Origin of the sequence: Psychrobacillus sp. FSL K6-2365, assembly GCF_038003165.1 — a bacterium.
Classification (GTDB): domain Bacteria; phylum Bacillota; class Bacilli; order Bacillales_A; family Planococcaceae; genus Psychrobacillus; species Psychrobacillus psychrodurans.
Window position 1 is genome coordinate 4,166,817 of sequence record NZ_JBBOOO010000001.1, and the last position, 20,526, is coordinate 4,187,342.

General features: G+C 38.4%; 23 protein-coding genes and 2 other annotated features. All 23 genes read right to left on the bottom strand.

The features are described from left to right. Positions 1–12: 12 nt before the first annotated feature. Positions 13–513 carry a 50S ribosomal protein L10 gene (gene rplJ / locus MKY29_RS21130; RefSeq protein WP_090567757.1) on the bottom strand — a complete coding sequence of 167 codons (501 nt, stop codon included), beginning with the start codon at positions 511–513 and terminating at the stop codon, positions 13–15. 32 nt (positions 514–545) lie between these two features. After that, positions 546–689 (bottom strand) — a sequence feature (ribosomal protein L10 leader region). Between the two features lie 42 nt (positions 690–731). Next, on the bottom strand, positions 732–1,424 hold the full coding sequence (gene rplA / locus MKY29_RS21135; protein ID WP_090567754.1) for a 50S ribosomal protein L1: 693 nt from the start codon (positions 1,422–1,424) through the stop codon (positions 732–734). Positions 1,425–1,552: 128 nt separating this feature from the next. Further along, entirely contained in the window at positions 1,553–1,978 is a 426-nt protein-coding gene (gene rplK, locus MKY29_RS21140) for a 50S ribosomal protein L11 (protein WP_139176005.1), read from the bottom strand. 171 nt (positions 1,979–2,149) lie between these two features. Next, positions 2,150–2,683, bottom strand: coding sequence for a transcription termination/antitermination protein NusG (nusG, locus tag MKY29_RS21145; RefSeq protein ID WP_090567748.1), 534 nt, complete (start codon positions 2,681–2,683; stop codon positions 2,150–2,152). Between the two features lie 102 nt (positions 2,684–2,785). Next, entirely contained in the window at positions 2,786–2,971 is a 186-nt protein-coding gene (gene secE / locus MKY29_RS21150) for a preprotein translocase subunit SecE (protein ID WP_093495444.1), read from the bottom strand. Between the two features lie 40 nt (positions 2,972–3,011). Continuing rightward, a complete protein-coding gene (rpmG, locus tag MKY29_RS21155) occupies positions 3,012–3,158 on the bottom strand; it encodes a 50S ribosomal protein L33 (RefSeq protein ID WP_418939806.1) in 147 nt (48 codons plus the stop codon). 78 nt (positions 3,159–3,236) lie between these two features. Then, positions 3,237–3,878, bottom strand: coding sequence for an RNA polymerase sporulation sigma factor SigH (sigH, locus tag MKY29_RS21160; RefSeq protein ID WP_090567740.1), 642 nt, complete (start codon positions 3,876–3,878; stop codon positions 3,237–3,239). 68 nt (positions 3,879–3,946) lie between these two features. Next, complete coding sequence (locus tag MKY29_RS21165) at positions 3,947–4,456, bottom strand: NYN domain-containing protein (protein ID WP_093495445.1); 510 nt, start codon at positions 4,454–4,456, stop codon at positions 3,947–3,949. Positions 4,457–4,460: 4 nt separating this feature from the next. Further along, positions 4,461–5,231, bottom strand: coding sequence for a 23S rRNA (guanosine(2251)-2'-O)-methyltransferase RlmB (rlmB, locus tag MKY29_RS21170; protein WP_093495446.1), 771 nt, complete (start codon positions 5,229–5,231; stop codon positions 4,461–4,463). Next, a complete protein-coding gene (locus MKY29_RS21175) occupies positions 5,232–5,651 on the bottom strand; it encodes a Mini-ribonuclease 3 (protein WP_418939807.1) in 420 nt (139 codons plus the stop codon). A gap of 4 nt (positions 5,652–5,655) precedes the next feature. After that, complete coding sequence (cysS, locus tag MKY29_RS21180; RefSeq protein WP_093495447.1) at positions 5,656–7,056, bottom strand: cysteine--tRNA ligase; 1,401 nt, start codon at positions 7,054–7,056, stop codon at positions 5,656–5,658. Then, the gene (gene cysE / locus MKY29_RS21185) at positions 7,053–7,709 is read right to left on the bottom strand and encodes a serine O-acetyltransferase (protein ID WP_241598559.1); all 657 of its coding nucleotides are present in this window, start codon (positions 7,707–7,709) and stop codon (positions 7,053–7,055) included. Before cysE ends, cysS begins: the two co-directional genes overlap by 4 nt. Positions 7,710–7,763: 54 nt before the next feature. After that, positions 7,764–7,983 (bottom strand) — a binding site (T-box leader). A 59-nt stretch (positions 7,984–8,042) separates the two neighbouring features. Next, positions 8,043–9,506 (bottom strand): glutamate--tRNA ligase, encoded by a 1,464-nt coding sequence (gene gltX / locus MKY29_RS21190; protein WP_093495449.1) that lies wholly within the window; start codon positions 9,504–9,506, stop codon positions 8,043–8,045. A 160-nt stretch (positions 9,507–9,666) separates the two neighbouring features. Continuing rightward, complete coding sequence (gene ispF, locus MKY29_RS21195) at positions 9,667–10,146, bottom strand: 2-C-methyl-D-erythritol 2,4-cyclodiphosphate synthase (RefSeq protein ID WP_090567721.1); 480 nt, start codon at positions 10,144–10,146, stop codon at positions 9,667–9,669. Positions 10,147–10,150: 4 nt separating this feature from the next. Continuing rightward, the gene (ispD, locus tag MKY29_RS21200; protein WP_340880687.1) at positions 10,151–10,840 is read right to left on the bottom strand and encodes a 2-C-methyl-D-erythritol 4-phosphate cytidylyltransferase; all 690 of its coding nucleotides are present in this window, start codon (positions 10,838–10,840) and stop codon (positions 10,151–10,153) included. 66 nt (positions 10,841–10,906) lie between these two features. Next, on the bottom strand, positions 10,907–11,995 hold the full coding sequence (locus MKY29_RS21205; protein WP_340880688.1) for a PIN/TRAM domain-containing protein: 1,089 nt from the start codon (positions 11,993–11,995) through the stop codon (positions 10,907–10,909). Between the two features lie 202 nt (positions 11,996–12,197). Then, complete coding sequence (gene radA / locus MKY29_RS21210) at positions 12,198–13,568, bottom strand: DNA repair protein RadA (RefSeq protein WP_090567713.1); 1,371 nt, start codon at positions 13,566–13,568, stop codon at positions 12,198–12,200. 472 nt (positions 13,569–14,040) lie between these two features. Next, positions 14,041–16,488 (bottom strand): ATP-dependent Clp protease ATP-binding subunit, encoded by a 2,448-nt coding sequence (locus tag MKY29_RS21215; RefSeq protein WP_090567710.1) that lies wholly within the window; start codon positions 16,486–16,488, stop codon positions 14,041–14,043. Continuing rightward, entirely contained in the window at positions 16,485–17,579 is a 1,095-nt protein-coding gene (locus MKY29_RS21220) for a protein arginine kinase (protein WP_093495453.1), read from the bottom strand. The genes MKY29_RS21215 and MKY29_RS21220 overlap by 4 nt, the downstream gene beginning before the upstream one ends. Further along, positions 17,569–18,114 (bottom strand): UvrB/UvrC motif-containing protein, encoded by a 546-nt coding sequence (locus MKY29_RS21225; protein WP_340880689.1) that lies wholly within the window; start codon positions 18,112–18,114, stop codon positions 17,569–17,571. The genes MKY29_RS21220 and MKY29_RS21225 overlap by 11 nt, the downstream gene beginning before the upstream one ends. Positions 18,115–18,131: 17 nt before the next feature. Further along, entirely contained in the window at positions 18,132–18,605 is a 474-nt protein-coding gene (locus MKY29_RS21230; protein ID WP_090567701.1) for a CtsR family transcriptional regulator, read from the bottom strand. 159 nt (positions 18,606–18,764) lie between these two features. Further along, on the bottom strand, positions 18,765–19,226 hold the full coding sequence (locus MKY29_RS21235; RefSeq protein ID WP_093495454.1) for a GNAT family N-acetyltransferase: 462 nt from the start codon (positions 19,224–19,226) through the stop codon (positions 18,765–18,767). Between the two features lie 20 nt (positions 19,227–19,246). After that, positions 19,247–20,254, bottom strand: a complete 1,008-nt coding sequence (gene rsgA, locus MKY29_RS21240; protein WP_093495579.1) for a ribosome small subunit-dependent GTPase A — start codon at positions 20,252–20,254, stop codon at positions 19,247–19,249. Positions 20,255–20,526 lie beyond the last annotated feature (272 nt).

Here is a 20,526-nt window from a genome sequence, read left to right on the forward strand (position 1 = left end):
CCGCGTAATGAATTATGCGCCTTGTTCTTCTTTTTGTTCTGCAACAGCTTTTGTTGCAAGCGCAAAGTTGCGCATTGGAGCTTGAAGTACTGAAAGAAGCATTGAAAGTAGTCCTTCGCGTGATGGAAGTTCTGCTAATGCTTTCACATCTTCAGCAGATGCTACAGTTCCTTCGATGATCCCAACTTTAATCTCAAGTTGTTCGTTCTTTTTAGCAAAATCATTAATGATTTTAGCAGGGGCAATTACGTCTTCGTTAGAAAATGCTACAGCATTTGGACCAACAAGGCTTTCGTTAATCCCATCAACTCCAGCAATTTCAGTAGCACGGCGTGTAAGTGAGTTTTTATAAACTTTGAATTCCACACCCGCTTCACGAAGTTGTTTACGTAATTCTGTTACTTGCGCAACGTTCAAACCGCGATAGTCAACAACTACTACGGAAGCAGCAGCTTTAAACTTTTCTGCAATTTCTTGAACTTGCACTTTTTTAGTTTCGATTGCTTTGTTCATCTTGGCACCTCCTATAAGAATTGGCCATTTATACCGACAAAAGAAAAGCCTCTGTTCTACGAATAGACACAGAGGCAGAAAGTCATCATCTTAAAAGAATCTGAATTTACTTGTCCTCGGTAGGAAATTAAGCAGTTTATTGCTCCTACTGTCTTCGGTACAAATGTATATTTAACAACAAAGGTCATCTTAACAGACATCCCTTATACTGTCAACTATTATTTAATGGATTGAGTATCAACTTTTACAGCTGGTCCCATAGTAGTCGTGATATTCACTGACTTCATGTAAACACCTTTAGATGCTGCAGGCTTAGCTTTTTGAATTACATCAAATACCGCTAAGAAGTTTTCTACTAATTTATCGTCTTCAAAAGAAACTTTACCGATTGGAGCATGAATGATCCCTGCTTTTTCAGCACGGTATTCTACTTTACCAGCTTTGATCTCTTCGATAGCTTTTGTTACATCAAATGTAACTGTACCAGTTTTAGGGTTTGGCATTAAACCTTTTGGTCCAAGTACACGACCGATTTTACCAACTTCACCCATCATATCAGGTGTTGCAACGATTACATCGAAGTCAAACCATCCTTGTTGGATTTTGTTAATATATTCAGTATCGCCCACATAATCTGCACCAGCAGCTTCTGCTTCTTTTAACTTTTCACCTTTAGCGAATACTAATACACGTTGAGTTTTACCAGTTCCGTTTGGAAGAACTACTGCTCCACGGATTTGTTGGTCATTTTTACGAGTATCGATTCCTAAACGGAAAGCAACTTCTACAGTCGCATCGAAGTTTACTGTGCTTGTTTTTTTAGCAAGCTCAATAGCTTCTTTAGCTGAGTATAATTTTGAAGCTTCTACTAATTTAGCTGCTTCTTGTAACTTTTTACCTTTGTTAGCCATTATAAATGTCCTCCTTGATAGTGGTTTTAGCGGAATAAACCTCCCACGTGTAAAGGTTGCAGTTATCCTATATGAACAACTACAACCTTCCAAAAAACAATGCGTCATATCAAAATGCACATTAAGTATTAGTCTTCGATCGTAATACCCATGCTGCGTGCAGTACCTTCAACCATTAACATAGCTGCTTCAACAGATGCTGCGTTTAAATCTGGCATTTTTTGTTCTGCGATTTCGCGAACTTTTTCACGTTTCACTGTCGCCACTTTTACGCGGTTCGGTTCACCTGATCCAGATTGAATACCTGCTGCTACTTTAAGTAACACTGCTGCCGGCGGAGTTTTTGTAATGAAAGTAAATGAACGATCTTCAAATACAGAAATTTCAACCGGAATGATTAGACCTGCTTGATCAGCAGTACGTGCGTTGAACTCCTTACAGAATCCCATGATGTTAACACCTGCTTGACCCAATGCTGGACCAACCGGCGGTGCTGGATTTGCTTTACCAGCAGGAATTTGTAATTTAACAACTTTAATCACTTTTTTAGCCACGAGACACACCTCCTTAAGTCCGTGATGTGGTAATTGGGTTGCCCCTCCCACTCAAATATCTGTCTCTCAGCTCTGCGCTGATAACATTAGAAAAATTAATACAGACCCATTTTCAGTCTGACCTTTGAAATGATATCACTATTCTCCACCTTTAGCAAGTGGAAACATAAATTATATTTTAATAACTTGTTCGAAATCTAGTTCCATATTAGTTTCTCGACCAAACATATCTACAGATACAGTTACTTTACCTTTATCTGTATCAATCACTTCTACTTTTCCTTGGAAGTGCGCAAACGGCCCTTCTAATACTTCCACCAATTCTCCAACTGTAAAGTCTACTTCGACAACACGTTCTGCGTCACCCATTTGTTTAAGCATAGATTGAACTTCTTCCGGTGCCAGAGGTGTTGGTTTTGTTCCACCACCTGATGAACCAAGGAATCCAGTTACACCTGGTGTATTTCTAACCACATACCATGCATCATCTGTCATAATAAGTTCAACAAAAACATAACCTGGAAAAGTTTTTCTAACAACAACACGTTTTTTGCCGTCCTTAAAATCCGTCTCCTCTTGCTCTGGGATATATACACGGAATATTTTATCCGACATACCCATTGTTTCTACTCGTTTTTCTAAGTTTGCTTTTACTTTGTTTTCATACCCCGAGTAAGTATGAACAACATACCAATTTTTTTCCATAGTGTCAGGACTAGTCGTCCGTCCCCTCCTTTTCTCAAGACAAATGAAAAAACCCGTTCGTTTAATAAGACGGGCTATTTTCAAATATTTACATGCTACTTATTATAACGCTAAATACCAACGGAACAATTCAGATACCCCTAAATCAACCAAAGCAAAAAATACAGCCATTGCTGCAACAGTAGCAAGCACAATTACAGTGTATTTAGCAAGCTCTTTGCGTTTAGGCCAACTTACTTTTCTCATTTCACTCATTACATTTTTGAAAAACCCACCAACATTAGCCATTTTAGCTAAACCCCCACACAAGAAATCTATATTACTTTATTCATAACGTTTGTTTATGAAGCGTATGCACATTACAATGTGCACAATACTTTTTACGTTCAATTCGGATTGTTACATTCTCTTTAGATGCAGGAACCGTGTAATTACGGTTGCCACATTGAACACAACTTAAGACAATCTTCTTCACCATAATATCACCTTTTTTCGGCGTATAAGTCTTTTTCAAGATTATCATCTTACACATTCCATGTCAACAAAATCCCAGTTATGCATAATTACTACCAATCTCCATATAGCGTTCTAGTTTACGCTTTACTCGTTGTAATGCGTTGTCGATCGACTTTACATGACGATTCAATTCTTCGGAAATTTCTTGATATGATTGGCCATCCAAGTATAAGGCAAGTACTTGTTGTTCCAGCTCACTTAATATTTCAGCCATCTTACCTTCCATGTAATCAAAATCTTCTCGATTGATGATTAATTCCTCTGGATCATCTATTACCGAACCTGCAATCATATCCATCAAAGTTCGATCAGATTCTTCATCATATATAGGTTTATCCAATGATACATAGGAATTTAGCGGTATATGCTTTTGACGTGTAGCTGTTTTGATAGCGGTTATTATTTGTCGAGTAATACATAATTCGGCAAATGCTCGGAAAGAAGCAAGTTTCTCCTCCCTAAAATCCCGAATCGCCTTATACAATCCGATCATTCCCTCTTGTAGAATATCCTCTTTGTCTGCCCCTATCAAAAAGTATGATCTTCCCTTCATACGGACGAAAGAACGATATTTTGTTATTAAAAAATCTAGCGCTTCAGTGTTTCCTTGATGAACCATCTCTACAAGCTCTTCATCTAGTAAACTATCGAATTGTAGAATCTGCTCTGTCTTTTCCAATGAAGTCACCTCAGCTAACAAGAATATTATTCCAATTATACAGGAAGAAAATTTATAGCGTCAATGAATCATTTCATTCCTCTTCGCCATTTTTCGAAAATTTCTGCAACTTCTGCCGTTAATGGAATATTAGAAGCAGGCTTGTCATTCTGAATACTCTTCACTTTTTTTGTTATTTTGGAAGAAATGGACAACATCTCAATTTCTAATTCTCTTGCTGATTTTCGTAGGGCACCCTGACCAAATATAACTCGTTGCTCGGTCAAATCGGATGTAGCTACATAAATTTGAACTCTTCTACTACTCAATTCTTTCGTTAACTTTTCAATGCGTTCATCTGCAATTTCGTTTTTCCGCGTATAAATAACTTCCACGTTGTACTTTTTCTTTTTATTTTCAATACCAGGTACTAAGTGCGCATCAAAGACCACAATCACTCGAATACCTGTATATGCTTTGTATTCAGCCATCAGCTCAATCAAACGGTCTCTAGCGTCCAGTAATTTTACTTCTTTTAACTTCCTTAGCTCGCTCCATGCGCCGATGATATTATATCCATCGACAAGTAGAATTTGCATCTTCTTATCCTTTTAACGGATTTCTTACGCGCCATATCTCATACAACAAAACAGAAGCAGCAACCGACGCATTAAGACTCGTTACATGACCGACCATTGGCAAATAGTAAAGAAAATCACACTTTTCTTTTAGCAGTCGACTCATTCCTTTTCCTTCGCTACCAATAATAAGAGCTAGTGGAAGTGTTGCATCCATATTTCGATAATCAGTAGACTTCGCCGCATCTGTTCCTGCAATCCAAACGCCACGGTCTTTTAGCTCATCTACTGTTTGAGCCAGGTTACCCGCACGATAGACTGGAATATGTTCGATAGCTCCCGTGGAAGCCTTTGCAACTACCGCTGTTAGTCCAACCGCTCTTCTTTTAGGAATAATAATTCCATGCGCCCCTATGGCATCTGCCGTTCTCATTATAGAACCAAGATTATGGGGATCTTCAATTTCATCTAGAATAATAAAAAGAGGATCCTCTTTTTTGCTAGCCGCCAGCTCAAATAAATCATCTAATTCTGCATAACGATATGCAGCAACCGACGCGACTATCCCCTGGTGGTTTGCATCAGTTAAGTTATCGAGCTTCTTTTTAGGTACGAACTGCACGATTATTCCAGCATCTTTAGCTAATTGAATAATTTCAGATACACCACTTTTTTGGATGCCTTCTGCTAGCCAAACTTTGTTCATATCTCTACCGGCACGAAGGGCTTCAACAACAGGATTTTTCCCTGCTATAAGTTCACCAGTTTGCTCAACTTGATCATTTTTTTCTGTCATTTATTTGTTCGCCCCTTTCTGTTTATCTATAAAGTCAATCGAAAAATGTAACACTTCTTGTAAACGCTCTGTTTGTCCACTTAAGTATAGACTCCCGATGACCGCTTCAAACGCAGTACTATGATGATAAGTAATAACGTCCGTATTTTTAGGTACAGATCCAGATTTCGCATTACGCCCTCTTCGTAGGACTGCTTGTTCATCTTCCGATAAAAACTCTTTGTCCAGCATCTCTTTCACAATCGTCGCTTGTGCTTTTGCAGATACATAGTTAGTAGCTTCTTTGTGTAAAATATTTGGTCGAACCCGCCCAGAGCGGATGAGGTGTTCCCGAACGACCTGTTCGAAAACAGCATCACCCATATAAGCAAGTGCTAAAGAATTTAGTTGTTTTACATCTGATAATGTTAAGTTTTCCACAAGTTTATCCTCTTTTCCATCGAATACCCTGTGCAGTATCTTCCAAAATAATATTTAACTCTTTTAATTGATCTCTAATTTCATCGGCACGGGTAAAGTTACGATCCTTCCTTGCTTGATTTCGTTCTTCGATCAATGCATCGATTTCTTCATCTAATACTTCTTTTTCCTTAGCAAGCGTTAGTCCAAGTACAGCTGTCAAATCATCCATATCTGCTATAAATTGTTTCAATACGGATTCAGATGTTTGTTTTTCTTGTAAATAAGTATTCGCAAGTTTCGACAATTCGAAAATAGCTGCAATCCCATTTGCTGTATTAAAATCATCATCCATCGCTGTTTCAAACTGTACTTTTACAGCCGCAATTTTTTGTAGCCAAATATCGTCATGGTCTCCTAAATTTGCAGTAGTACTTAAGCGATGAACTAAGTTATCATAAGCAGTCTGTATACGGTCCAAACCAGCCTCTGCTTGCTCCACCAATTCTTTTGAATAGTTAATTGGGTTTCGATAATGAACACTCAACATGAAGAGACGCAATATTTGAGGGTCAATTTGCTGACGAATATCATTTACCAATACAAAATTACCTAGTGATTTTGACATTTTTTCATTATCTATATTTATATATCCATTATGCATCCAATATCTTGCGAATGTCTTTCCAGTTCTAGCTTCTGACTGAGCAATTTCATTTTCATGGTGAGGGAAAGTTAGATCCTGCCCTCCAGCATGAATATCAATTGTATCTCCTAATATTTCTCTTGCCATTACAGAACATTCGATGTGCCACCCAGGACGTCCTTGACCCCAAGGGCTTTCCCAGAAAATTTCTCCAGGTTTTGCAGCTTTCCAAAGTGCAAAGTCAAGTGCATCTTCTTTTTTCTCACCAGTTTCAATACGGGCACCGACTTTTAAATCGTCTACAGATTGATGAGAAAGCTTACCGTATCCATCAAATTTTCTAGTACGGTAATATACATCCCCTTGTGACTCGTATGCATAGCCTTTTTCTTCTAATACTTTTATAAATTCTATAATTTGATCCATGTGATCCGTTACACGAGGATGTGAGTCTGCTCGATTGCAGCCAAGAGCCTCTACGTCTGCATAATAAGCATTGATAAAACGTTCTGTAAGCTCGGAGACCTCTTCCCCCAGTTCGTTGGCCGCTTTAATAATTTTGTCATCCACGTCTGTGAAGTTAGAAACGTATGTCACATCATATCCACGATATTGTAGATACTTTCTTACCGTATCATATACAATTACAGGTCGAGCATTCCCTATATGAATATAATTGTAAACAGTTGGTCCACATACATACATTTTGACCTTGCCTTCTTCGAGTGGAATAAATGGTTCTTTTTCACGCTTTAATGTATTAAAAATTTGGATTGTCATGACCAGTTTCTCTCCTTTTCTTTCGTTAAATGGTCTATTTCTTTTTGTAGCTCTTCTATTTTATCTTCCATTTGTTTACATCGATCAGTAAACGGATCAGGCAGGTCCTGATGATCGAGATTCCGTTTCACTTTTACACCATTTTGAATTACAACTACACCTGGAATACCAACTACAGTAGAATTAGTAGGTACATCTTTCAATACAACCGACCCAGCTCCTACTTTACTATTTTCACCAATTGTAATCGATCCTAATACTTTTGCTCCTGTAGCAATTAGTACATTATTATGAAGCGTGGGATGTCTCTTCCCTTTTTCTTTCCCGGTACCACCTAATGTGACACCTTGGTAGATAGTGCAATCATCTCCAATTTCACAAGTTTCTCCGATGACTACACCCGATCCATGATCGATAAAAAAGCGTCTCCCAATTGTTGCACCCGGGTGAATTTCGACACCTGTAAAAAATCTACTAACTTGTGAAACTGCACGTGCTAGAAAAAAAAGATTCTTTTTAAATAATGCATGTGCAATGCGGTGGCTCCAAATCGCATGAAGTCCCGCGTATGTTAATATAACCTCTAGCTTACTATTTGCTGCTGGATCTTGTTCAAATACTACCGCAATATCTTCTTTCATTCGATCGAACACAAGGATTCCTCCCTTCATTTTTTTCCATAAAAAAAGTCTCTGTCTATAAATATAGACAGAGACGCAGTTAGCGCGGTTCCACTCTGATTGGAAAAATATAAATACTTTCCCCACTTTGCATCTTTAACGCAGATGTTACGTTCAGCCTACTTAGAAGTTCGGCATGACGCTCGGAGGTGCATTTCAGTAACTCGTAGGCTCAGACCACTTTCAGCCGGTGATGGTCCTCTCTAAAGAACGTGCGTTACTTACTTCTCCTCTTCTTCGCTTTGCTATTCTTTTTACTTCGAATTTGTATCACCATTTTCACACCTTGTTAGGGGAAAGTCAATCTTATTGTTTTGCAAACTTGGCTACACGAGCAATTACTTTTTCTTTCCCTATTAAACTGATTGCATCAGCTAATTCTGGACCATGCATTTGACCTGTTGTTACTACACGTATTGGCATGAAAAGGTTTTTCCCTTTATGTCCTGTTTCTTTTTGCACAGCTTTAATAGCAGCTTTAATCTCTACTGCTTCAAATGTTTCTAGGCCTTCTAACTGTGTTTTAAAAGCAGCCATTACTTCAGGAACCTGCTCCCCAGCTAACACCTCTGTTGCTTCTTCAGTATATGCAATTTCGTGATCAAAGAATAATGAAGATAATTCAACGATTTCAGCACCAAAACTCATTTGCTCATGGTAAAGTGCAATAAGCTTTGTTGCCCACGTAAGTTCGTCTTCTGATAATTCAGCCGGAAGTAGATTTGCTTTTTGTAAATGCGGCAATGCAAGCTCTACTACTTTTTCAAGTGGAAGTTGTTTAATATATTGGTTGTTCATCCATGTAAGTTTTTGTTTATCGAACATCGATGGTGATTTAGACAGACGCGATACATCAAAGTTTTTAATGAATTCCTCTTTGGTGAAGATTTCATCTTCCCCTTCAGGAGACCAGCCTAATAATGCAAAGAAGTTAAACATAGCTTCCGGTAAATACCCAAGATCTTTGTACTGAGTAACAAATTGTATAATTGACTCATCGCGTTTTGAAAGCTTTTTTCGGTTCTCATTGATGATTAATGTCATATGACCGAATTTAGGATATGCCCATTCGAATGCATCAAACACCATTAATTGTTTTGGTGTGTTTGATAAATGTTCTTCCCCACGGAATACATGAGAAATTTCCATAAAGTGATCATCTAATACAACAGCATAGTTATAAGTTGGGATTCCATTGGCTTTTACAAGCACCCAGTCACCAACATCCTTAGATTCAAATGTAACCAGTCCACGAACTAAATCTTCAAATGTATAAGTTACATTTTCTGGTACACGCATACGAATCGTATATGGTTGGCCTGCATCTTCTTTTGCTTGTACTTCTTCTTTTGATAAATGACGGCATTTACCGTTGTACATAGGAGCTGCAATACCTTTTTCTTTTTGTACTTCACGTTCTGCTTCTAATTCCTCTGAAGAACAGAAACATTTATATGCATGCCCTTTTTCTAACATTTCCTCCGCGTGCTTTGTATATATATCTAGGCGCTCCATTTGGCGATACGGCGCATAAGGTCCACTAATATCTACAGATTCATCATAGTCGATCCCTAACCACTTTAAGTTTTCAAGTTGTGATAACTCGCCACCTTCTACATTACGTTCAATATCCGTATCTTCAATACGAACGATAAATTTACCATCATGGTGACGTGCATATAAATAGTTAAATAACGCTGTGCGTGCTCCTCCAATATGCAAAAATCCTGTTGGACTTGGCGCGTAGCGTACGCGAACTTCTTGTGTCATAAGTATATCCTCCTAGTTTTCGTTCCATCAAATTAGCCATAGTGTACTCGCGTCCAAATTCTGAACTTGGCATGCTTAGAATAAGCTTACAGAACCTGGATAACAGCTTCAGACGGCTTTAACTTACTCCATTCTATCATTGCTTATATGTTTATTAAAGTTAGTCTTTCTTGAGAAGTAATATTGTCGCCATCGATGCTATCCCTTCTTCACGACCTGTAAATCCTAGTCTTTCCGTAGTTGTAGCCTTCACATTTACTTGAGAAACATCCGCCTGAAGTAACTCTGCAACACGCGTACGAATTGTTTCAATATACGGTGACATTTTTGGCTTTTGAGCAATAATTGTACAGTCAATATTCCCTAACTTATATCCCTTAGCGTCTACCAACTTCCAAATATGCTCTAGTAGCTTTGCTGAATCTGCATCTTTAAAGTCTGGGTCTGTATCTGGAAAATGCCTTCCAATATCCCCTTCTCCAATCGCTCCTAATGCTGCGTCTGTGATTGTATGTAGTAGTACATCTGCATCTGAGTGCCCGATTAGCCCTCGTTCGTATGGTATCTCGATTCCCCCTATTATTAGCGGACGATTATCCGCAAATTCATGTACATCGAATCCTTGTCCTATTCGCATCATCTTATTATTCCTCCTGCTCTCGCTTATTTAATATAGCCTCTCCGTATAGAAGATCTTCCCTCGTCGTCATTTTTACATTATCGTAGGTGCTTTCAACAATATGAACACGCTCTCCTAATCTTTCTACGAGCATCGCTTCATCTGTCCCGAGAAAGTTTTCCACTTCCGCTAATCTTTCCGCTTTTTCTAATAATGTATACTGAAATGCTTGAGGCGTTTGAATAATCCACAAACTTTCTCTATCAATCGTTTCTTGGATTATACCATTTACTGCTTTTTTCATCGTGTCTTTTGCCCGAACTGCCGCTACTGCAGCTCCTGAAGTGTGTGCAGCTTGTACTAATTGTTGTATCACTTCTTGATGAATAAATGGTCTTGCTGCATCATGAACGAGTACAATTCCTTTAGTGGTCACGGCTTTTAAACCCGCATATACGCTATGCTGTCTTTCTTCTCCACCTTCGGCAATAGCCGAAACTTTTGTAATACAGTATTCTTTAAGGAGCCGTTCAATCAATGCTTTTTCCTCTTTCTTCACAGCCAATACAATTTGCTCACAATTAGGATCTCTATCAAACACTCTTAAAGTATGTATCAAAATAGGAACATTACGCAGTTCTAAAAACAACTTATTTTGTCCAGCACCCATTCGTTTCCCACTACCCGCTGCTGGCAATAAAACAGTATATATCATGTTAACGAACCTCCATCACATAGAAAAAGGGCGTATTCCTTTCTCAAAGGAAACAACCCTTCTTCGTTATTTTGAGTCCTGTGGTTTTGCAAATATCATTCGGCCAGCCGATGTTTGAAGTACACTTGTTACTTCTACATTTATGGCCTGTCCAATATATGTTTTACCACCTTCCACAACAATCATTGTTCCATCATCTAAATATGCAACACCTTGATTGTGTTCTTTGCCGTCTTTAATAACGACAACATGCATTATTTCCCCGGGAATAACGACCGGTTTTACCGCATTTGCCAAGTCATTAATATTCAAAACACGCACTTGATGTAGGTCACAAACCTTGTTTAGATTGAAGTCATTTGTTACAACAATTCCATTCATCTTTTTAGCTAGTCGAACTAATTTTAAATCTACCTCTTGGATATCTTCGAAATCTTCTTCTACGATTAACACGGCAGATGCTCTTTCCGTTTGTAGTTTTTTCAATACGTCTAAACCCCGACGCCCTCTTGTTCGTTTAAGCGTATCCGAGGAATCTGCAATATGTTGTAATTCAGTCAAAACAAATTGAGGAACGACAAGAACCCCTTCCATAAATCCTGTTACCGAAATGTCAGCGATGCGACCATCAATAATAACGCTCGTATCTAACAATTTATAAGTTCCTAAAATCAATTCTTGGTTATCCTCGTCCTCTGTTTTCTTTTTGCTACTATTCTGTTTAGAAGGAGTAAAAACTTGAAGAAGTTCGTCACGCTTTTTAAAACCGACTTGGAAACCTAAGTATCCCAAAACAATAGACAATAGTATCGGAACAATCGATCCAATACCTAGTATTGCAATATTATTAAGCGCAGAACCAAGGAAAAAGGCAACGATTAATCCTATAACCAGCCCAAGTGTTCCGAACAGCAAGTCTCCAATCGGCGCTTTTAATAACCGTTCTTCCATCCACTTGATAAAGTTCACTAAGTAGTCAGTCATAAATAATGCAGCCACGTATAACAATATCGCTCCAACTAAAACAGATACATACGGATTGTGAATCCATGGGTTCTCAGATAAATTAAAAAGCTCGTATAAGTGCGGTAAGAATAATAAACCCAATGTTCCACCAATTAAAACAAAAGCAATTTGAATAATCCATTTTAACAAGTATGCCACCTCCATTTATTTCATTATACTTCCATCTTTCACAATAAGTCTAATAAGAAAAGCACTTGCCCCCTCCCGCGCCCCGACAACATTCTACAGCGAAAATCTTTGCGCAGTAGCAAGGATTCCACGTAAAGGCGTTCTTTGCCTTTACGCCAAATCCTAAGGTGATTATCTGCTAGAGTATTCGCTCTCTTCTTTGTTACGAGAATGCCTCTTTCATCGCTTCGTTAACTGTTTCAATCCCTATAATTTGGATGTCTTTAGGGTAATCCCAACCGCCTAAATTAGATGCAGGAACAATCGCTCTTTTAAAGCCAAGCTTTGCAGCCTCTTGCACACGCTGTTCAATCCTAGACACCCTTCTCACTTCTCCAGTTAAACCGATTTCGCCGATAAAACAATCTGTCGGTGTAACTCCTGTATCTCGAAAACTAGATACGATACTTACTAGGACGGCTAAATCGATTGCAGGTTCGTCTAATTTCACTCCACCTGCAACTTTTATATAGGCATCTTGCGTTTGAAGTAGTAATCCCATTCTTTTTTCCAGTACCGCCATTAGCAATGAAACCCGGTTTTGATCAATACCAGTGGCCATACGTTTCGGGTAGTTAAAGCTAGACTGCGTCACTAGAGCTTGAATTTCTACTAAAATAGGTCTGGTACCTTCCATAGAGGCAACAATTGCAGAACCTGCTGCTCCGTGAGATCGTTCCTGCAAAAATAATTCAGACGGATTAAGTACTTCTTTTAATCCAGATTGAATCATTTCAAATATAGCAATTTCATTCGTAGAGCCAAAACGATTTTTTTGAGACCTTAAAATACGATACGTATGGTGACGTTCTCCTTCGAAATACAAAACGGTATCCACCATATGTTCCAATATACGCGGCCCTGCAATTTGACCTTCTTTTGTTACATGTCCTACTAAAAAGATTGCTACATTTTTTGTTTTGGCTATTCGCATAAGCTCTGCTGTACATTCACGAACTTGCGATACACTCCCAGGTGCACTAGTTACTTCCGGATGATGAACAGTTTGAATAGAATCCACAATGACAAATTTAGGCTCTACACTCTCAATTGTTTCATTAATAAGTTCTAAATTAGTTTCAGAGTAGATATAAAGCTCAGCTGAGGTAACTCCTAAACGTTCTGCACGAAGCTTTGTCTGACGGATGGATTCCTCTCCCGAAATGTATAGAACTCGCTCACCTTTATTGGCAAGTAAAGCTGAAACCTGTAAAAGAAGAGTAGATTTCCCTATACCTGGATCTCCTCCTATTAACACTAGGGATCCTGGTACAATACCCCCACCAAGAACACGATTCAATTCCGCAAAGTCGGTTGTCACTCGTGGTTCTTCTGCTGTTACCACCGAAATAATCGGGGTAGCCTTTTGCGCTACGCCATCCGAATGCTGAAAGGAACGTTTCGGACCTTTTGAAACTATTTCTGTTTCTTCTACCATTGTATTCCAATCGCCGCATCCAGGACATCTTCCCATCCATTTTGCGGATTCATATCCACATGAATTACACATAAACTTCGTTTTCTTTTTAGCCATAATACCTCCTATGTAATAAGAAAAATCGGGTAAAAAACACCCTGTCCTATATGTACAAAACCTATTCCTATCAATTTCGAAGGCTTTGTACAGACATTTTGCTATATTATATCCGAGTCCATTTCTAGGAATGCTAGTTTGTCTATTCGTCGCCCTTCTACAACTTTTAGAAACAGGTAAGTGCATTTTTAGATAACTAGTAAAAAGACACTTTCCTATTCTCGAAAATACAATTTCGTTTGCTATTTCGCTTCTTTATTAGGTGAACACTTAATATCCCACTGTATTTCCACTACTTAAAAGAAAATCTACTTTCTTCATCCTACAGAATAGTATCATTTGATTCAACGGTCTTATCACTATAGTAACTTTGTCCAATCTTACCAACTAAGCAATAAGCTATGAAAAACCTGTTTTCTTACTCTTTATAAAAAAAGGGCATTCCGAACTATTTTTCGGAATGCCCGCTATATTAACCTTCGGTAACCAAAGCTTTCGTGCGAACGACGAACTCATTGTCTTCAACATCAAATATTACATGTTGCCCATCTAATACTTCCCCTTTTAAAAGCTCTTCGGAAAGTCGATCTTCTACATGTTTTTGTATTGCACGGCGTAAAGGACGAGCACCATATTCTGGTTCATATCCTTCGGTTGTAATTTTATCTTGTGCTGCTTCTGTGATTTCTAATTCAATACCTTGTTCTTTCAAACGTTTTGCTAAATGGTCTGTCATTAATGAAACAATTTGTTTTAAATGGTCTTTTTCTAGAGAGTGGAACACGATCATTTCATCTAGACGGTTTAAGAACTCTGGGCGGAATGCTTTTTTCAACTCTTCTAGCATTTTACCTTTCATATCTTTATAGTCTGTCTTGCCACCTTCTTGTAAGTTAAACCCAACGTATTTGTTGAATTTAAGTGCATCCGCACCGACATTCGATGTCATGATAACTACCGTATTACGGAAATCTACTGTACGGCCCTTTGAGTCTGTTAATCGGCCATCCTCTAACACTTGAAGAAGAATATTAAAGACATCAGGATGAGCCTTTTCAATTTCATCTAATAAGATAACAGAGTATGGTTTACGACGTACCTTTTCTGTTAATTGTCCACCATCGTCAAAACCAACATATCCTGGAGGAGAACCAACTAGACGAGAAGTTGAATGTTTTTCCATGTACTCGGACATATCTACACGAATCATCGCATCTTCGTCTCCGAACATCACTTCCGCTAGAGCACGAGCAAGTTCTGTTTTCCCTACACCAGTAGGTCCTAAGAAGATAAAGGAACCAATAGGACGTTTTGGATCTTTCAGTCCTGCACGAGCACGACGAATAGCTCTTGAAATTGCGTCCACTGCTTCACTTTGACCAATAACTCTTTCATGTAATTTATCTTCCAGTTTTAATAACTTCTCAGATTCTGTTTGCGCTAGCTTGGATACTGGTACACCAGTCCACATAGACACCACTGCTGCAATATCTTCTATTGTAACTTCAGACTCTTCTTTTCCTTGCTTTTCTTTCCAATTGTTTTTCATTTTTTCTAGTTCATCTTTAAGCTTTTGTTCTTTATCACGGAATGATGCAGCTTTTTCAAACTCCTGACTTTGCACTGCAGCATTTTTCTCAGAACGAATCGCCTCTAGTTTTGCTTCTAGCTCTTTTAAATTAGGAGGTGTTGTATACGAACGTAAACGTACTTTAGATCCCGCTTCATCTATTAAGTCAATTGCTTTATCTGGTAGAAAACGATCAGAAATATAACGGTCAGACATTTTGACAGCAGCTTCTACCGCTGCATCTGTAATTTTTACACGGTGATGTGCTTCATAACGATCACGTAAACCGTAAATAATTTGGATAGCTTCATCTACTGAAGGTTCGTCTACTTGAATTGGTTGGAAACGACGTTCTAGTGCAGCATCTTTTTCAATATATTTTCTATACTCATCCAGTGTTGTCGCACCTATACATTGTATTTCTCCACGAGCAAGAGCAGGCTTCAAAATATTCGAAGCATCAATAGCACCCTCTGCTCCACCAGCTCCAATTAATGTATGAAGTTCATCGATAAATAAAATAACATTGCCGGCTTGACGAATTTCATCCATCACCTTTTTCAAACGATCTTCAAATTCTCCACGATATTTTGTACCAGCAACAACTGTACCCATATCCAGCGTCATTACTCGTTTATCACGTAGGATTTCTGGCACTTCATTTTGTACAATTTGCTGCGCAAGCCCTTCTGCTATAGCCGTTTTCCCAACACCTGGTTCACCAATTAAAACTGGGTTGTTTTTTGTACGACGAGCCAATATTTCAATTACTCTTGTAATTTCTTTGCTACGTCCAATTACAGGATCTAGCGTACCTTCTCTTGCAATTTGCGTTAAATCACGAGCTAGACCATCCAGTGTAGGTGTACTAGCTGGAGCAGTCCCATTGTTCCCATTACCATGTGCTTGCTCTGTACTTCCTAATAATTGAAGAACTTGTTGACGAGCTTTGTTTAAACTTACTCCTGCATTATTTAGAACACGAGCTGCTACTCCTTCTCCTTCACGGATTAACGCTAGTAATAGATGCTCTGTTCCAATGTATGAGTGACCTAGTTTTCGAGACTCATCTACTGAAAGCTCAATCACCTTTTTCGCACGAGGTGTATAGTTAACAATTGGTCCAACTTCTTCCTTACCAGCTCCTACTAGTTCCTCGATCCCTGTTTCGATTACTTTTAGATCTACTTCTATTGCTTCTAATGCTTTTGCAGCAATTCCACTACCTTCTCGGATAAGACCAAGTAATATATGTTCTGTCCCTATAGATTCATGCTTTAAGCGAATAGCCTCTTCTTGTGCTAGTTGTAATACTTTTTGAGATCTTTGTGTAAAACGATTAAACATCATTCAGATTCCTCTCCTTTTGTTTTCTGTTTTTCTTCTTTTTGCAATCGTTCCCTTAACAGCTTTGCGCGAAACATATCCCGCTCAGAGGTGTTCAATGAAGTACCTGCATATTTTTGTAGAAATCCTGGTTGCATAAACACCATACATTCATTCAATATAGTCACATCCACATCTTCAATGAGTCCTATATCTATCCCTAATCGCACATCCGATAGGCATCTTGCCGCTTCATCTGTCGCCATAATACGGGCAAATGATAAAGTTCCTAAAGATCGATATAGTCGGTCTTCTAGTGTATTGGCCGAATGCTTTAGAAGTGCATCCCGTGCTTCTCTTTCTTTTTGAATAATTTGTTCGGTAATACTCTGAAGATCAGCAAGTATGTCCTCTTCTGACTTACCAAGTGTGGTTTGGTTGGACACTTGGTATACATTACCGAGCGCTTCACTACCTTCTCCGTAGATTCCTCTTACAACCATTCCTAGTCTTGAAATGATAGTGACGATTCTATTCATTTGCTTCGTCATCGTTAATGCGGGTAAATGCATCATTACAGATGCACGTAAACCAGTACCTGTATTGGTAGGGCAGCTTGTTAAATATCCAAACTGCTCGTCAAAAGCATATGGTAATTCCTTATCTAAAACACGATCTAACATATCTGCCTGAGCATAGGCCTCTTGAATTTGAAGCCCTGGAAAAAGACATTGTATACGAATATGATCCTCTTCGTTGACCATCACACTAACGGATTCATCATTTGACAATAAAACAGAGCCAGTCATTGGCGAGTTAGCAAGCTTTGGACTGATTAAATGTTTTTCTACTAACACCTGACGACTTAGTTCAGATACATCCTTTATATGGATGGAAGAAAATTGCATCTGTAATTCGTCACTTGCGTCCAACAAAGTGGAGGAAACAGATTGGTCAATTTTATGCGCCTCATCTTCTGTAAATGCTAAAGGAAAACGATAGCCATTCAGATTTCTTGCTAAGCGAATTCTTGTACTCATAACAATATCCGAATGCTTACCCTCTCCCGCCATCCAACTAGAAATTGAGTTGTCTAAAAAACGTTCAATTGACATCAGTTTGGTCACCTCCTGTAGAAAGCTGACTTTCCAAATCTCTCGCTTCATCCCTTAACTTTGCGGCTTCCTCAAAACTTTCAGTGTCAATCGCGTCTTTCATTTGAGAACGAATTGCTTCTATTCGTTTTTTAATAACAATTTTCTCCCCAAGCGCACCTGGAGCCTTTCCAATATGCGTTGTATTGCCGTTATGTAGTCTCTTAAATACATTAGGCAACTGCTTGCGGAAACTGTTATAGCAATTTGCACAACCAAATTTCCCTTCATCTAAAAAATGCTGTATCGACCAACCGCATTCATCGCATACGATCATATTTTTAGGTTGTTTTTGTTGCATTGGCTGCTGTTCTGTTTGACCAAACCAATTCGATAATAGCTGATGTAGAGATAACGGATCTTGTTTATACTCTACATAAAACGGGTGGAGGCTATTTGCACAGACCTCACAATAATGTCTTTCAAAGTGTTCACCGTTATGCACTTGCGTAACCGTTACTTTAGCTGGTCTTTGCTTACAATTTTCACAAATCACCTTTCAACACACCCCGTTCATTTTTCACTTTTTTCATATTTTAACGTTAATAACATGGCACATAGTATACGTGATCGTAGTTCATCTCTCGCAGGAAGCGGAATTGCTAAAGTCGTTCGGTTTAAAGCTGCTAAAATAAGTTTAGCTTCACGTTTAGATATAACATCCTCATCGATTAACCGGAAAACAATATCTTCGGTAACGGATTCAGAAGCCCCGTTTTCTAGTGTCTGTATAATATGCTCTATTAAATCAGCTTTCGTATGAGCTCGAACGCGGAGGATTCGAATATATCCCCCTCCACCTCGTTTACTTTCTACTAAGTATCCTCGATCTTGGGTAAACCTTGTATTGATAACATAATTTATTTGAGATGGAACACACTGAAACTTTTCTGCAATTTCACTTCGCTTAATTTCAATTTGTTCCTTACTTCCTTCTTCTATAATAGCCTTTAAATACCCTTCAATTATGTCAGATATATTTTTCATCTTCTCACCTCTTCTCACAAACTGACTTTGACTAACTTTGACTATATTATAACGAGAATTTTTCGCATGTGCAATTGATACGATTTGCCCTGAAAAAAGAAAAAAACTACAAACAGTCGTTTGTAGTTTAGGATATATTAATATGAATATTCCTATTCATTAAATCTTTTTTCGTTCATACGTTAGTTGAGTAATAAAGAAATCGGGTTCTATTTCGACATCCACTAATTTTGTAAAATTATGTCTTTCATATAATGTGATTGCTGGTGTATTTTTTGCACCAGTTGATACAACTATCTTTTTTTCATTTCCATAGACGTTTAATAGATAACTTAATAACTCTGATGCAATTCCTTTTCGAAAATGATTAGGATCTACTACAAGCCTACAAATGTCAATTAGTTCCTCTGTACCTTCATAAGAAAGAAAACCTACTAATTTCGAGCCATCCAACTTCCCGAGAAATTGTTCTTTAGAACTTTTTATATTTTCTACTGTATCTAAAAGCTGTGGTATTCCATCGAATCCTATTAAATCAGCTTCAACTTTATATGCTGGTAGTTGAATTGATAGAATACTCTCAGCGACTTTTTCATCATTGTGATTGACTAATTGAATCATTCGTTATCACCTATCTATAATCAGATTTTCTTTTTATAATTATTTCGTTGGGACTTCGCTATTTGCTTCCATTTATTCGTTTCAGCTTTTTTAGCTATTGCATCGTTTTTACGATCGATATGTGCAAGCTCTCTCATTAGTTTTACATAACTTTTGTATCGTTCTCGTTTGAGCGTACCATTATAAATAGCCTCTTGAATTGCACAGCCCGGCTCTTTTACATGCTGGCAATCACGGAAGCGACACGCTAACGCTAGGTCTTCGATGTCCTGAAAGCTAGCACTAACTCCTTCACTCGTATCCCAAAGCTGAAACTCCCTCATACCAGGTGTATCAATTAATAAGCCCCCTTGTGGTAACAGCGTCAGTTCTCTATGTGTAGTCGTATGGCGCCCTTTACTATCATCTGTCCTTATATCATTTACAGCCATTACTTCTACACCTGATAATGCGTTAATCAAAGAGGATTTCCCTACTCCTGAAGATCCTAAAAGTGCGCCAGTTTTATGTGCAGCCAACAGATTCCCCAGAAGATCAATACCCTCTCCTGTAACACTACTCACTGCAAATATATCTACACCAAATGCAATAGCCTCAACTTCTTTAATATAATATTCTAGGTCTTCACAGGTATCTTTTTTCGTTAACACCACAACCGGCGTCGCCCCTGAATCCCATGCCGCCAATAGGTATCTCTCTAGTCTACGGACATTGAAGTCATGATTAAGTGACATAACCAAAAATACAAAATCAACGTTTACAGCGATTAATTGAATTTCCGTAGTCAATCCCGCCATTTTCCTAGAGAACTGCGAGCTGCGAGGAAGCACTTCATGAATGATTCCTTTTTCCTCACCAGGCATCTGATCAAGCACTACCCAGTCTCCAACTGCCGGAAATGCTTCCCTATTATGCTCAAACTTAAATTTCCCGGAAAGTGAACTTAGTAACTCTCCTTCATTGGTCATAACTCTATATAAATTTTTATGTTCCAGTAGAACGCGACCTGCGATTCCACTACCTGTCATTTTTTCTTCCCAATTATTATTCCATCCATATTGTTCGATTAAATTCAATTTTACTTCCTCCTAATTTTCCGTATAAAAAAACCATGACTGCACAAATCAGCAGTCATGGTTTCCCGGTCATTAGTAAAGAAGCATGTATCTGGTTAGAGACATACAGAGTGGGACATCATGAACTTACTGATTCGTGGATACGTATATAGATTTGCCATAATGCCTCACTCCTTTCTTTAAGTTATTTTCAGAATACTACAAGTATTAGCAATCTGTCAACA